The 11,297-nt window shown below is 62.9% G+C and carries 15 protein-coding genes; 7 read left to right on the top strand and 8 right to left on the bottom strand.

From position 1 onward, the window contains the following. Window positions 1-164: 164 nt before the first annotated feature. Genes ACFWPH_RS05755 through ACFWPH_RS05740 form a run of 4 tightly spaced genes read right to left on the bottom strand, consistent with a single transcriptional unit; the run spans window position 165 to window position 2,722 of the window. Window positions 165-689, bottom strand: a complete 525-nt coding sequence (locus ACFWPH_RS05755; protein ID WP_378748385.1) for a hypothetical protein — start codon at window positions 687-689, stop codon at window positions 165-167. 14 nt (window positions 690-703) lie between these two features. Beyond that, window positions 704-2,011: a hypothetical protein gene (locus ACFWPH_RS05750; RefSeq protein ID WP_378748384.1), complete on the bottom strand. Its 1,308-nt coding sequence runs from the start codon at window positions 2,009-2,011 to the stop codon at window positions 704-706. Further along, window positions 2,008-2,304: a WXG100 family type VII secretion target gene (locus ACFWPH_RS05745; protein WP_378748383.1), complete on the bottom strand. Its 297-nt coding sequence runs from the start codon at window positions 2,302-2,304 to the stop codon at window positions 2,008-2,010. Before ACFWPH_RS05745 ends, ACFWPH_RS05750 begins: the two co-directional genes overlap by 4 nt. 25 nt (window positions 2,305-2,329) lie before the next feature. Continuing rightward, entirely contained in the window at window positions 2,330-2,722 is a 393-nt protein-coding gene (locus tag ACFWPH_RS05740) for a WXG100 family type VII secretion target (RefSeq protein WP_378748382.1), read from the bottom strand. Between the two features lie 213 nt (window positions 2,723-2,935). Here ACFWPH_RS05740 and ACFWPH_RS05735 point away from each other — a divergent pair, with 213 nt between their 5' ends. The 4 genes from ACFWPH_RS05735 (at window position 2,936) to ACFWPH_RS05720 (ending at window position 6,061) form a co-directional block, all read left to right on the top strand. Further along, window positions 2,936-3,487, top strand: coding sequence for a DUF3558 domain-containing protein (locus tag ACFWPH_RS05735; protein ID WP_378748381.1), 552 nt, complete (start codon window positions 2,936-2,938; stop codon window positions 3,485-3,487). Between the two features lie 55 nt (window positions 3,488-3,542). Next, the gene (locus ACFWPH_RS05730; protein ID WP_378748380.1) at window positions 3,543-3,986 is read left to right on the top strand and encodes a hypothetical protein; all 444 of its coding nucleotides are present in this window, start codon (window positions 3,543-3,545) and stop codon (window positions 3,984-3,986) included. Then, window positions 3,983-5,161 carry a hypothetical protein gene (locus ACFWPH_RS05725; protein WP_378748379.1) on the top strand — a complete coding sequence of 393 codons (1,179 nt, stop codon included), beginning with the start codon at window positions 3,983-3,985 and terminating at the stop codon, window positions 5,159-5,161. Before ACFWPH_RS05730 ends, ACFWPH_RS05725 begins: the two co-directional genes overlap by 4 nt. A 126-nt stretch (window positions 5,162-5,287) precedes the next feature. Continuing rightward, window positions 5,288-6,061 (top strand): ESX secretion-associated protein EspG, encoded by a 774-nt coding sequence (locus ACFWPH_RS05720; RefSeq protein WP_378748378.1) that lies wholly within the window; start codon window positions 5,288-5,290, stop codon window positions 6,059-6,061. Between the two features lie 89 nt (window positions 6,062-6,150). Here the strand turns inward: ACFWPH_RS05720 and ACFWPH_RS05715 are convergent, their stop codons facing one another. Both ACFWPH_RS05715 and ACFWPH_RS05710 read right to left on the bottom strand, forming a co-directional pair. Then, window positions 6,151-6,738, bottom strand: coding sequence for a hypothetical protein (locus tag ACFWPH_RS05715; protein WP_378748377.1), 588 nt, complete (start codon window positions 6,736-6,738; stop codon window positions 6,151-6,153). Further along, the gene (locus tag ACFWPH_RS05710) at window positions 6,735-6,992 is read right to left on the bottom strand and encodes a hypothetical protein (protein WP_378748376.1); all 258 of its coding nucleotides are present in this window, start codon (window positions 6,990-6,992) and stop codon (window positions 6,735-6,737) included. Before ACFWPH_RS05710 ends, ACFWPH_RS05715 begins: the two co-directional genes overlap by 4 nt. Window positions 6,993-7,322: 330 nt before the next feature. Between ACFWPH_RS05710 and ACFWPH_RS05705 the strand changes: the two genes are divergently transcribed. Together ACFWPH_RS05705 and ACFWPH_RS05700 are read left to right on the top strand one after the other, a co-directional pair. Beyond that, entirely contained in the window at window positions 7,323-8,198 is an 876-nt protein-coding gene (locus ACFWPH_RS05705; RefSeq protein ID WP_378748375.1) for a helix-turn-helix domain-containing protein, read from the top strand. Then, window positions 8,195-8,407 carry a DUF397 domain-containing protein gene (locus tag ACFWPH_RS05700; RefSeq protein WP_378748374.1) on the top strand — a complete coding sequence of 71 codons (213 nt, stop codon included), beginning with the start codon at window positions 8,195-8,197 and terminating at the stop codon, window positions 8,405-8,407. The genes ACFWPH_RS05705 and ACFWPH_RS05700 overlap by 4 nt, the downstream gene beginning before the upstream one ends. A 91-nt stretch (window positions 8,408-8,498) precedes the next feature. Here ACFWPH_RS05700 and ACFWPH_RS05695 read toward each other — a convergent pair whose 3' ends face one another. Then, entirely contained in the window at window positions 8,499-9,470 is a 972-nt protein-coding gene (locus tag ACFWPH_RS05695) for an SDR family NAD(P)-dependent oxidoreductase (RefSeq protein WP_378748372.1), read from the bottom strand. Window positions 9,471-9,525: 55 nt separating this feature from the next. On the opposite strand from ACFWPH_RS05695, the gene ACFWPH_RS05690 reads away from it, so the two are divergent. Then, window positions 9,526-9,957, top strand: coding sequence for a MerR family transcriptional regulator (locus ACFWPH_RS05690; RefSeq protein WP_378748371.1), 432 nt, complete (start codon window positions 9,526-9,528; stop codon window positions 9,955-9,957). A 127-nt stretch (window positions 9,958-10,084) separates the two neighbouring features. Here ACFWPH_RS05690 and ACFWPH_RS05685 read toward each other — a convergent pair whose 3' ends face one another. Then, window positions 10,085-11,212 (bottom strand): serine hydrolase domain-containing protein, encoded by a 1,128-nt coding sequence (locus tag ACFWPH_RS05685; RefSeq protein WP_378748370.1) that lies wholly within the window; start codon window positions 11,210-11,212, stop codon window positions 10,085-10,087. Window positions 11,213-11,297: the final 85 nt, after the last annotated feature.

Here is an 11,297-nt window from a genome sequence, read left to right as displayed (position 1 = left end):
CGCCGGAATGCGCTTCGGTCGCGGGCGGATTCGGTGTCGAGTGTGTCCGGTTCAGGCGTGCGGGCACTCGGCGGATGACCGGTGCCGGCGGGGGTGGTCGTGCCGTCCGGATGATGGGTGTTCCAGGCGCCGTCGGGTGGGATGCGCGCAGGATGTCGATGGACTCATAATGCTTCGACCTCTTGCAGGAGGCCCCAACTGAAACCCGCTCCATACTCATTACCGAAAGAATCTCTGAAAAGATACTCCTCGTATGGTGGCCAATGATCGCCGTCTCTCAGCGGACCGAAGGCGGCCGACAGTTCGGCAATCGTGAGGTTCCAAGGTTCGAGTTCTTCGGGAGATTCGACTCGAGGTCCTACGATCCCAGAGCTGCGTTCGAAGCGAGCTTTTCCAAGAAACCCCATTCTTCCCGGAGCGATGACGAAATCGAAGCCTGGCCAAAGTTGGAGACGGTGTGAAATCTCCGCATCTGTCCCATGATTGTCCGCCGGCGCCAGTATCTGCCTCACTCTGGCGAACTGCCCGGTGTCCAGCTTCGTGATTGGACTTACGCTTTCGCGAATAGCATGGGCGCGGCTTTCTGTTAAGCCGATCTCCTTCATCTTGGCGCGTACCAAGCGTTCGCACTTCATTCCGGTGAGTAGGTAGATCTCGAAATCTATCGATTCTACTGTTCGGTCGGTCAAAAATATCTCCTCGACTATTGTGCCATGAAGTCCCATATAGGACCACGTTCAACTATGACTGATCCGTCCGGCTTGACGATGAGAACTACTTGCTGAGTGGCCAGCTCGGGCAAGATAACCGTCCCACCGCCTTTGGCTGCAGCCGTTCCGCCCACCCCTGTAAAGGCTGATTTCGAAGCTTCCACCGCTGCCTGTACGGCGTCATCGTGAGAAAGATTCATTTCACTTAGTTTACTCGCCAAGATATCTGGCTTTCCGGATCCCTTCGGTAGACCCTTGACCTCCTCGCCGATCTGCTGAGCGCGTTGTCGAATCTCTTCAGGGGTCATCTTCGTCTTCTTGGCTTCATCACCGTGTTTTTTTGTCAGGTCGATGATGCGCTCGAGTTCCTGATTTTCGGCGTTTGGCGGGTTTTTGAGGGAGACGTTCTTTCTCAGCGGCAAGTCGTTGATGACCTTGCGGAGCCTATCAACCCAGTCCTTGACCTTTGTCGCGAATTTTCCGCCACGGATGGCTGTGACTGCCACGCTGCCCATTCCGAAGGTGACAACGGATGCCGCTACAGTCAGGGCGACGTTCACGAGGATCTCTTTCCCGATGTCCTCGGCAAACTGCTCTAGTACCGAGGCGAGTTCGGCACGCACTCGGCGGTGCGCCGCCTCCTGGTCTCGGCAGGAAGTCGAGAGGTCAGCGAACACGCTGAGAAGATCTACCGCGGCCGACTTCAGCGCACGCAGATCTTCGTCGATGAAGGAGACATCAGGTGAGGTGACCTCTTGGAACAACGCCGCGGCGCGTTCCAGTTCGGCCGGCAGGTTCGTGGTGGCCTGCTCGGTCGCCAAGGTGTTCCAACAGGTAGCGGCTTTCGCTAGTTTATCGGCGTCGCCGTCAGGGATCGGGACCCCGATCCTGGTCGCGAGGTCGAGACCGTCGTCGAGCAGTCCGTCGCCGGTGCCTCCTGCCGAGGGCGGCGAGGCCGGGCAGGAAAGGAGGGAGGAGTTCGGTACGATCGGCCTTTCCGGGCCGGGCCCAATTCCGTCGTAATCGGCAATGGCATAGTTGTATCCGGCCTCGATGATGATACCGGCGTAGTTGTCGATGGCGCCGATCAAGGATTTGACGAGGAAGTACGTTTCGGTCGTCTGCTGGTCGTACGAAATCGCCCAGGTCTTGCCGTCTCCGATACTTCCGGCCATGTCTTTCGTATGTCCGGCGAGGTCACCGAATTGTTCGGTGACGGCCGCGAAGAAGGCGGCAGCGGACTCTCCGCATATTCTCGCTGCGTCGAAGTAGACACTTGGAGCAACGTTGATGAACGTCACCGGCCGAACATCCGCCGGTTCGTCTCGATAGCCGTGGTGTACCGGTCGTGCGCAGACTGTGCGGCTTGCCGCATTACATCGATCCCATCAGCGACATCTGTGGCGCCAGTCGCCCACTGCCGGAATGCATCTCTCTGGGCCGCGGCCGCATCGCCGCCCCATGTCTGATGCAGGGTCGCCATGCGCTGTTCGAGGCCGGTGAGGCTGTCGGCGAGAAACCCGACGAAGTTTCCGACACGTGCGGTGATGTTCTCCAGCTCCACAAGGTCGACCTGAAACGCTCGTTCGTCCATCACTTGCCCCTCCTGGCTTCCCTTGTCAAATGTTCAGTGATCCGTAGCTCTGGGAATTGCTTTCGTCTTGTTCGACATAGCTGCGGCTGTTGACACCGAGGAGATCGGCGATCTTTGCCAGGGCCTCGAGCACGTTCACTGCGCCTTGCTTCGTCTCCTGCCAGCCGGCCTGGTAGCTGCCGGCCGAGAGGCCCTTCCATACACCAAGCAGGCCGTCGATATCGGTGTCGAGAGAGTGCAGGGCATTCACCAGTGCGTCCGCGGTTTGCTGAACGTACTGGCCGGCGTCGACCACCTCTTCGGGAACGACCTGTAGATCCGGTGCTTGATTCTCGGATTCGGAAATGTTCTCTCCCCCAATACTTGCCGTCCGAGCCGACCATACCTCAGGTCTGGCGATGCAAGCCCGACGCGACACAGTACTGTGTACTGCGCCTAGGTGGAAGCACGTTTCAGGTCTCGGCAACTGGTTCTGATCACGAGGAGAGTCGGGGGGCGTGCAGGTACGCGTCGGTGTTGCGCCGGGTCGTGACCGTCGGTAACGTCTGCCCGAGCCGGCAGCAGGGGGCGGAGACGCCGGTCCTCCCCGGGGCCGGACCAGTGGTGGTATCGGCGGTGGAGGTCGGCATTGGTGATCGCGGGGAAGCGGCGGCTGCTGATTGCGGTGGTCAGCGGGGCGGTGCTGGCGCTTACGGCGTGTGAGTCGTCCACCACCGAGGGGGAGGCTGTCGAGTCGACTGCCTCTATGGCACCAGATGCGCCTACCAGCTATGACCCGTGCACAAATGTCCCCCAGTCCGTATTGGACTCGGAGGGCCTCCGGATGAAGAAAGACGATGACTTCAGTGCGGGGGAGGTCAAATGGGAAGGGTGTATGTGGGGGCAGCCGGATGGCTACGCCGCTAGCATCCAGACGACCAACCTGACACTGCAGATGGTGCGAGACAAGGGTTACCCCGGAACCGTCGAGTTCACCATCGATGGCCGGAAGGCGATCGCCTCGCAGCAGCAGGAAACAGACACCGATGCATCTTGCAACGTAAATGTTGAGATGGATGGTGGCAGCCTGGAATTCGGACTGACCAATCCACCATATGTCGAAAAGACTGGACACTTGGACACGTGCACATTGGCACGGACACTGGCCGAAAAGGTTGTTCCGACAATACCGGCCGGCGCGTGATCGAGTAGGTGACCGGGAGGCATGAGTTGTGAGTGACGAGCCGGCGCCTCGGCCAATGACCAACCTGATCAATGCGGCGAACGACGGGCAGGTTTCTGTCCAGATGACGCCCGAAGAATTCATCTACTTGGACCGAGATTGCGATACGTTCAAGACAACAATTCTTCAGATTCAGCGCTTGGCGGAAGAGGTTTCGATACAGGACACCTGGGGTCTGGGCGAAGCCAACGACGCGTTGGTATCCGCTCGCGCGATGGTCGGGCGCTACAAGGTGAAAGCCAAGGGCGCGCCGGACGGGAATGGTATCTGGGAGATCATGCGGCAGCACTATCTGATTGTCGAAGACATCCAGAATGTCTACCGGACTATCCGCGATCGGATAATGCAAGCCGATGATGAATGGGCGGCCGCGTACAACTCGCTGAGCGCGAGCTTGCCGGAACGTCCGCCCGTTGTGGTGGCCACCGGCCGCCCCCTGCCCGATGGATCTACCGAATGACGGAATACGAGGACCCGATCATCGGGCTCGGTGGCGAGCACCCCAAGAGCTGGAACCATGCCAGTATCAAAAGTGCATTCGACCCGCTGGTTGTCCAGGATGCGATAGCCCAATCCGATAAGTATTGGGCGATGCGAGTGTCGTGGGAGGAGGGAGTGGAGACTTTCATCCGGTCGATCAATACCTCGCTCGCCCAGGCATGGTCCGGCCCGGCCGCCGAGCAGTCCCGGCAGGCGATCCAGGACTACATCGAAAAGCATGCGCGACCGGTGACTCCTGCGCTGGAGGCACTGTCCAACGGGGTCAGTAATGCTGCCGAGTACATTTTGAACACCAAGCGGCACGTGGGGGACCCGCTGATCACCGAGGGTGAGTGGTTCACCATGGACGGCGCCAAGGGGTTTTTCAACAGTATGATCAGCCAGGATGAGGCGGATCGACGTACGGCAGAGGCTCAGCAAGCCATGACCACCCAGTACGTCGAACCCTTCGGATTGCTGGATCAGCAGGTCCCTGTGATTCCCGTCCCCGTAGGGCCCACCTCGACCACTGACATTCCTGCACCTCCACCCGGCGGCTACAACACCGATACGGGTAACCCGTCTACTACGACTTCGGGTAACCCGAACGGGACCACCCCCGGCGACACCCCGAACGGTGAAACACCGGGGACCTCGGAGGATCCGCAGGGGGAGACGCCCGGCGAGGAACAGAACGGTCAGCCCACGACCACGTCGCCCGGTGAGACCGCGACCAACCCAGCCGGCACCGAAACACCGAGCACCGCACCCACGGTCCCGGCGAGCACCACACCGGCCGGGGTAACCACCGGTCCCGGCTCGCCGGGTGGTACACCATCGGGTACACCAGGCATGCCAGGAAGCCCTGGCACGCCGGAAGCACCAGGCCCTGGCCGCACCGTTCAGGGCGGCCCCACCACCGGCCCGGGCGCCCCTGCCGGTGTCACTGCCGCCGGCGGGACCACGGCCGCCGGAACTCGCGGTATGGGCGGTATGCCGATGGGGGCGGCGGGGGCCGGGCGCGGTGGCGGGCAGGACGACGAATCGAACCGCTCTGTGCCGGACTACTTGATCAACCAAGAGAACACCGATGAGCTGCTGGGTGAGATACCGCCGACCATCGAGGGTGGTGTGATCGGCTCCAACCCCGAATAAGCTCAGCCTTTTCGGTTCGGCCCGAGTGCCGACCGACCACAGGGTGGGTCCGCTCCGGCGTGGAGACACACGGTTATCGCGCACCTGCCGGAATCGTTGTATCGCATCGAATAAAGGGAACGAGAGATGTCCGAGTGGACCTGGGAACCGGATGACTTCGCGTCGCTGTGGTACAGCGACGCCTACGATCGGTTCCCCAGCCCGCTCCGCTACATCAGCCGATTCGCGTTCAACGACGAATTCCGAGCACATCGAGTCGCGGTGCGGGAGCGGTATTCGCGCGAGGAGCGTGCGGCGATTCAAGTGGCGCTGGATACGCTGGGCACCTCGGGCATGCAGGTGGCGATATTCGGCGGGACAGTAGCGCACAAGCGCAGCACCGGTCGTGGTGACATGCGCAATTACCGGGTCATCGGGGCACGCACCGATGCCCATGCCGTGACGCTGAGTCAGGCCGGCAACGCAGACGATTTCGGTTCGATCCAGGTGCGGTTGTTTCGTCCGGAGAATTTGGCGGCCCGCCTCGTTGCCGCACTTCCCGGATGTGCGCCGGGGTCCGCGGAACCGGTGACCTTTCATCCCGATGATCTCGGCAAGCGTACGGAGCAGTTCGAAGACCCTCGCCGGACTCGTGCGCGTGAGGCCTACCGTCGGCTGCTCGGCCGAGAAGCCGACGGCGGTGGGTGCGCGATCCTTCGGATCGGCCGGTACGACGCCGCTCTGGATCCGATTCGCAAACTGGAGTGGTACGACATCACCGGTGACGGCCGCTATACCGAACATCGTGGCACCCACGTGACGGTTCGACCGGCTACCCCTGCCGAGTTCACCAAGCATTTCAGCACCTGGCTGGATCTCGCCTGGAATCGGTTGGAAGAGGAACGCGCCGACGCCTGGTGAGCTGCCCGGACGCGCTGGTTCTGCTACCCGGAACCCGCCGTGGGCGCGGGAGCGGCGGCCGTCGCCGCCGTGCCGTTCGGATACTGCGCTCACCGGGCCGAGCTCGAATCCGGGTGTGCAGTGCGCAGGCGCAGCAGTGCGTCATGGTTGCGGTCGTCGAGTGCGAGCGCAGCGGTCCACAGGGAAGCATCGAGGCCTTCGGGAATCCGCCAGTTCTCCGGTGGGGTCGCGGGTAGGCGCAAGAGGATGGGCTCCAGATTCGGAACGTGTCGGGGTACCACCGCCCACCACTGCCGGCCGGTTGCGTCGATGATGGCGGCCGCGATCAGGTCCTCGGCGGCGGGTAACCGCGCGGCCGCGGATCGAACCGGCTGGGGAATATGGCGGTTCTGCGCACCGGAATCGAGCTGATCGGCGAACACCGGAAAGACGAATCCGAACCCGAACATGCCGGCGCCGAGAATGGTTCGTAGTTGGGCTGCTTTCACGTGAAGCGGGTTGGGCTCGTCCGCCTTGCGGTCGTGATCCAATTCGACTCGTACGCAGTCGGTGTCGATCGAACGACCGTCGAACCGGAACCCATACAGCATGGGCAACAGCCCGGCAGGCATGGCGAGTAGATAGTGCGCGGTGATCTCCGCGATGGATTCGTCGTCCGGATACTTGATCGTGCTCATCCGGTGTGGCCTTCCGGCATGGCATTCGCCCAGAACTCGTGGCGGATCGCATCCCACAAGCGGCTGTGCTCGGGGAATCGTTCACGCATCTCGGCCAGGTCCGGGACGTACGGGCCGACTGTCGACAGCTCGACCGGGGCGCCGGACGACAAACGCACCCGGAGGATGCGGATATTCTCGCGATCGCAGCGCCATGCGGCCGACCAGCCGTCGACCTCGGTGTATCGCGTGCCTCGAGCTGCCGGACGTGACACGCTCGGGAGCCTTGTGATGGGCCGGTCGGCGAATGCTCCAGTGCGCGGACCGGTGTGCGCTGGGGCGGCCAACCCATTCGCGTTGATTCCGAACCAGGTCCGGTTCGCTCGGCCGGTACTGCGCATCCGCGGTAATGCTCCTTTGCGCCAACGGCTTCCGTGTCTCTCGGGCATGTGGTTATGTTGCTGCACGTCAGAGGCTTGGAATATCTCGATGAGGGGCCTTCGCAGGTTTGGTGTATCTGCCCAGCACGACTCCCAGGGCACGCCTACGATGATTCTCGACCTGAGAAACGCCGAGCGATTCCATTGAGAAACAGGGGAGGCGCTATGCCGAGTAAGGCGGATCTCAGCGGCACCACATTGCCGCGGCGGCAACTCGGGCGGGCGTTGCGCGATGCCCGCCACGCGCTCGGGTCCACGTTGGACCAGGTGGCGCGGGAGACCGAGTTCAGCCGGGCTACGCTCAGCCGGATCGAGCTAGGGCAGTACGAGAAGATCAAGGTCCGAGAGGTCGAGTATCTCTGCCGTTATTACTGCTTGCCGCAGGAGCGGACCGCATACCTGATGGCTGTGGCGGCAGAATCGAACACCAAGGTGTGGTGGCAGAACTACCGGCACTTCCTCCACGAGGGTTTCAGTTCGTATCTCGAACTCGAGTCCTATGCCACTGAATTCCGCTTCTTTCAACCCCTGCTGATCCCTGGACTTCTGCAAACGCCCGACTACGCCAGGGCCGTCTACCGCGCGTCTGCACCTGACGATCCCGATTCGGAGGTCGAGAAGTGGGTCGAGATGCGGATTCAGCGCCGGGCCAGACTCGTACAGCGGCGTTGGAAGGTTGTCCTCGAGTTCTTGCTGCACGAAAGTGTGCTGCACACGGTGGTCGGCTCGAATCGCATCATGGCTTCGCAGTGCCGGCATATGGCAGATGTGAGCACGCACGAGAACACCGTGGTCCGAGTGGTTCCATTCGGTGCGGGTCTCCCGACCGGCCACGTAGTCCCGCCGTTCATCGTGCTGGACTTTCCGGACAGTGAGCCGTCGGTAGTGCATACCGAGGGCGCCATCGGTTCGATGACTTTCGAAGACAACGATGATGTCCAACGGTTCCGGGCGCTGTACGACACACTTCGGTCGGCAACTCTGGACGACGTGAGTTCGCGGGATCGAATCAGAAAGATAGCAAGGAGATACGACCAGTGACGAACGATCTATCGAATGCGGAGTGGTTCAAGTCATCACACAGCGGGAGTGGTGGAGATTGTGTCGAAGCTGCCTGGCTCGACGGGGGACTTGTCGGTGTTCGCGATTCCAAGAACCCGACCGGGTCCGCGCTGGTGTTCAGCCCGGCAGCGTGGGCCGCCTTCACCGCCCGGATGAAGGGCCATGGGGGCCTCTGCCTTTCGCTCTGATCACCATCTGATACCTCTCCACTTTCCTGTTGTGGCGAGGAGTGTAGGGCTTGGTCTTCTGGTGTCGACTCCGGACTCCAACGATGCGCGATTATCGGGTGATCGGCGTGGCGCCGGTCACGGCGAGAGACAGGGACCAGAGCCGGGCCGCCTCGTCCGGGTCGATGGCGTATGCGCGGACGCCACCGTCATCCATGGGGGTGCCTGGAGCCGAAACATAGGCAACGTCGCAGTCCTCCAGGTAGAGGCCGCCGCGGCTGTCGAGGAGCGGGGACGTGGCGGCCCACAGACCGGTGGCGGCCCCCTGGGAGGGGGTCTTGAAACCATCGCCGATGACGTTGCCGTGCTCGTCCACCCAGCCGCGGTCGATCTGCTCCTGGAGGGGCATCTCCCGCTGGAGCCCGGTGATGATCTTTCCGGGATGGAGGGCGAATGCGCGGACGCCGTCGCTTTTCCCGAGGGTGTCGAGGTGTACGGCGAACAGAGCGTTGGCGGTTTTGGCCTGGCCGTAGGCCAGCCACTTGTCGTAGCCGGTGCGGAAGTGCGGGTCGTGCCAGCGGATGCCGGTCAGGGTGTGCCCGGCCGAGCTGTTGACGATGACGCGCGCGCCGTCTGCGGCGGCCAGGAGCGGGTAGAGCTCGCAGGCGAGGGTGAAGTGCCCGAAGTGGTTGGCGGTGAGTTGGCCTTCCCAGCCGGGTCCGACCCGCCGCTCCGGGGTGGCCATGACTCCGGCAACGCCCATCAGGAGATCGAGCCCGTCGAGCCGGTCGCTGAGGTGCGCGCAGGCTGAACGGACGCTGTGGATGTCGGCCAGGTCCATGGGGATGACCTCGCAGTTCTTCACCTCCTTCAGAGCAGCACGGGCAACATCGGGGCGGCGGGCGGGAACGATGACCCGGACTCCGGCGGCCGTCAGAGCCCGGGTGGTCTCCAGGCCGAGCCCGGAGTAGCCCCCGGTCACCACGGCCGTCTTGCCGGAGAGGTCGAGGCCGGCCACGACGTCCTCGGCGGTAGTGGATGCGGAGAAGGCCGAGCCGAGCGGCTGCTGATCAGTAATGGTCATGCCGCCGACGCTACGATCTAGAGCGAGGTCTAGATCAAATCCAGGAGTGAGCGGGATGACGACCACCGAGGCTGCCGTGCAGTCGCTGAGCATCGGCGAGGTAGCCGAGCGGACCGGACTGAGCGTGCACGCGCTGCGCTTCTATGAGCGCAAGGGCCTGCTTGTCGGGCCGGTCCAGCGCACGTCGGGCGGCCGACGACGCTACACCTCTGTCGATGTCGAGTGGTTGCTGATCTGCGTCAAGCTCCGCGAATCCGGCATGCCGCTAACCGACCTCGAGCACTTCGCCGAACTCGTGCGCCGAGGACCGGGCAACGAGGAGGAACGTTTGCGACTGCTGGACGCCCATCGGCAGCGCGTCGACGCACAGATCCAGGCGCTGGAGGAGTGCCGGTCCGTCATCTCCTGGAAGGTCGGCGTCTACGCCGAGCATCTTGCTCGTGGTGAAGCCGACGGACTTTGGGATCCGACCAGCCGGTCGAGGTAGCCGTCCACGGAGGTCCTACCGCAGGCGGGCGACCACCTGCTGCGTGAGCACGATGAGGTCCGCTAGCCGCTTGTCCGACCGTCAGCGGACCGGCCACGGCAGTCGCCGAAATGCCTGCCACTCCGCATCAGTCGCACAGTGCGTGGGTGAGCAGGCTGCGGCTATCGGTGTCGGTGGGTGTCCCGGTGAAAGAGAGGGTGACAGCCCGACCGGCCGAGGTGGCGCCGGTGATCGCGGAGAAGCCGAAGATCCCACCGTTGTGCCCGATGAATTGCGTCCCGCACGGTAGCTGGGTGTATCCGAGGCCGAGACCGTAGAACATGCCGTCACCGGTGCCCATATCCACACCGTCCAGCATCTGCCGCAATTGGGGCTGCGGCACAACCTGCCCAGCCGACAGGGCGGTGTAGAAACGGTTCAGATCGGCACCGGTGCTGACGAGTGCGCCCGCACTCCACGGCAGCGACGGTTCGATGTGGGTGACATCTGTGACTACGCCATCGAGGGCCCGGTATCCGATGGGGTGTGGTTCCCGCAGATCGGTGTCACCGGCAGCCGGCAGATAGGTATCGGACAGGTTCAGCGGCGCGGTAATGCGGTCGCGCAGCTCATCGCTGTAGCGGTGGCCCGTCACCACCTCGATCAGCCGGCCGGCGACGAGGTAGTTGGTGTTGGTGTATTCGAACCGTGCGCCGGGGGCGAACTGCGGGGGATTGCGCAACGCCTGCGTAATCACCTGATCCGGATCGAAAGTGCGGCCATCGTGCGCGGCATGGTATTCGCTCTCACCAGGGGAACCGGTCAGCTCGGGCAGGCCACTACGGTGGCCCAGGATCTGACGGACGGTGATGGCCTGCCCGTTCACGCCGGTTCCGGTGAACAGCTCGGGCAGGTAGGTGGCGATCGGGCGGTCGAGATCGACTGTGTGCTCTGCCGCCAGTTGCAACACGATTGCGGCGGTGAATGTTTTGGTGACGCTGCCGACGCGGACATGCTGCGGACGGTCGGCGGGGATCGGTGACCGGGTGCTGATATCGGCGACTCCTGAGGTCAATACGGTTTCGGAGTCCCCTTCGGTGAGTGTGGCAATGGCACCGACAGCACCTGAACCGATCGCTGAATCAAGGTCTGCTTGCACACTGTCCATGCGAGCGGCGGATACACGAGGTGCAGTGGAGTGTTCCCCGGCCGTGCTGCAGGCGGTGAGCAACACCGAGGCGGTACAGATCGAAGCGGCGACAGCCTGTATACGCATGAATCGACGGTAGGAAACCGTCACCGGCGCGCGCACCGGACTGTAGTACGACATCGGTGTGGCACCGGAGTACGAGGGGAGATCG

Origin of the sequence: Nocardia sp. NPDC058499, from assembly GCF_042719915.1 — a bacterium.
Taxonomy (GTDB): domain Bacteria; phylum Actinomycetota; class Actinomycetes; order Mycobacteriales; family Mycobacteriaceae; genus Nocardia.
The sequence above is the reverse complement of the archived record's forward strand: the minus strand, read 5'-3'. Positions and strand labels throughout refer to the sequence as shown.

Coding starts and splice junctions, on each gene's coding strand:
- ACFWPH_RS05745 (WP_378748383.1), bottom strand. CDS start 2,304: ATGGACGAACGAGCGTTTCAGGTCGACCTTGTGGAGCTGGAGAACATC.
- ACFWPH_RS05730 (WP_378748380.1), top strand. CDS start 3,543: ATGACCAACCTGATCAATGCGGCGAACGACGGGCAGGTTTCTGTCCAG.
- ACFWPH_RS05725 (WP_378748379.1), top strand. CDS start 3,983: ATGACGGAATACGAGGACCCGATCATCGGGCTCGGTGGCGAGCACCCC.
- ACFWPH_RS05720 (WP_378748378.1), top strand. CDS start 5,288: ATGTCCGAGTGGACCTGGGAACCGGATGACTTCGCGTCGCTGTGGTAC.
- ACFWPH_RS05715 (WP_378748377.1), bottom strand. CDS start 6,738: ATGAGCACGATCAAGTATCCGGACGACGAATCCATCGCGGAGATCACC.
- ACFWPH_RS05705 (WP_378748375.1), top strand. CDS start 7,323: ATGCCGAGTAAGGCGGATCTCAGCGGCACCACATTGCCGCGGCGGCAA.
- ACFWPH_RS05695 (WP_378748372.1), bottom strand. CDS start 9,470: ATGACCATTACTGATCAGCAGCCGCTCGGCTCGGCCTTCTCCGCATCC.
- ACFWPH_RS05690 (WP_378748371.1), top strand. CDS start 9,526: ATGACGACCACCGAGGCTGCCGTGCAGTCGCTGAGCATCGGCGAGGTA.
- ACFWPH_RS05685 (WP_378748370.1), bottom strand. CDS start 11,212: ATGCGTATACAGGCTGTCGCCGCTTCGATCTGTACCGCCTCGGTGTTG.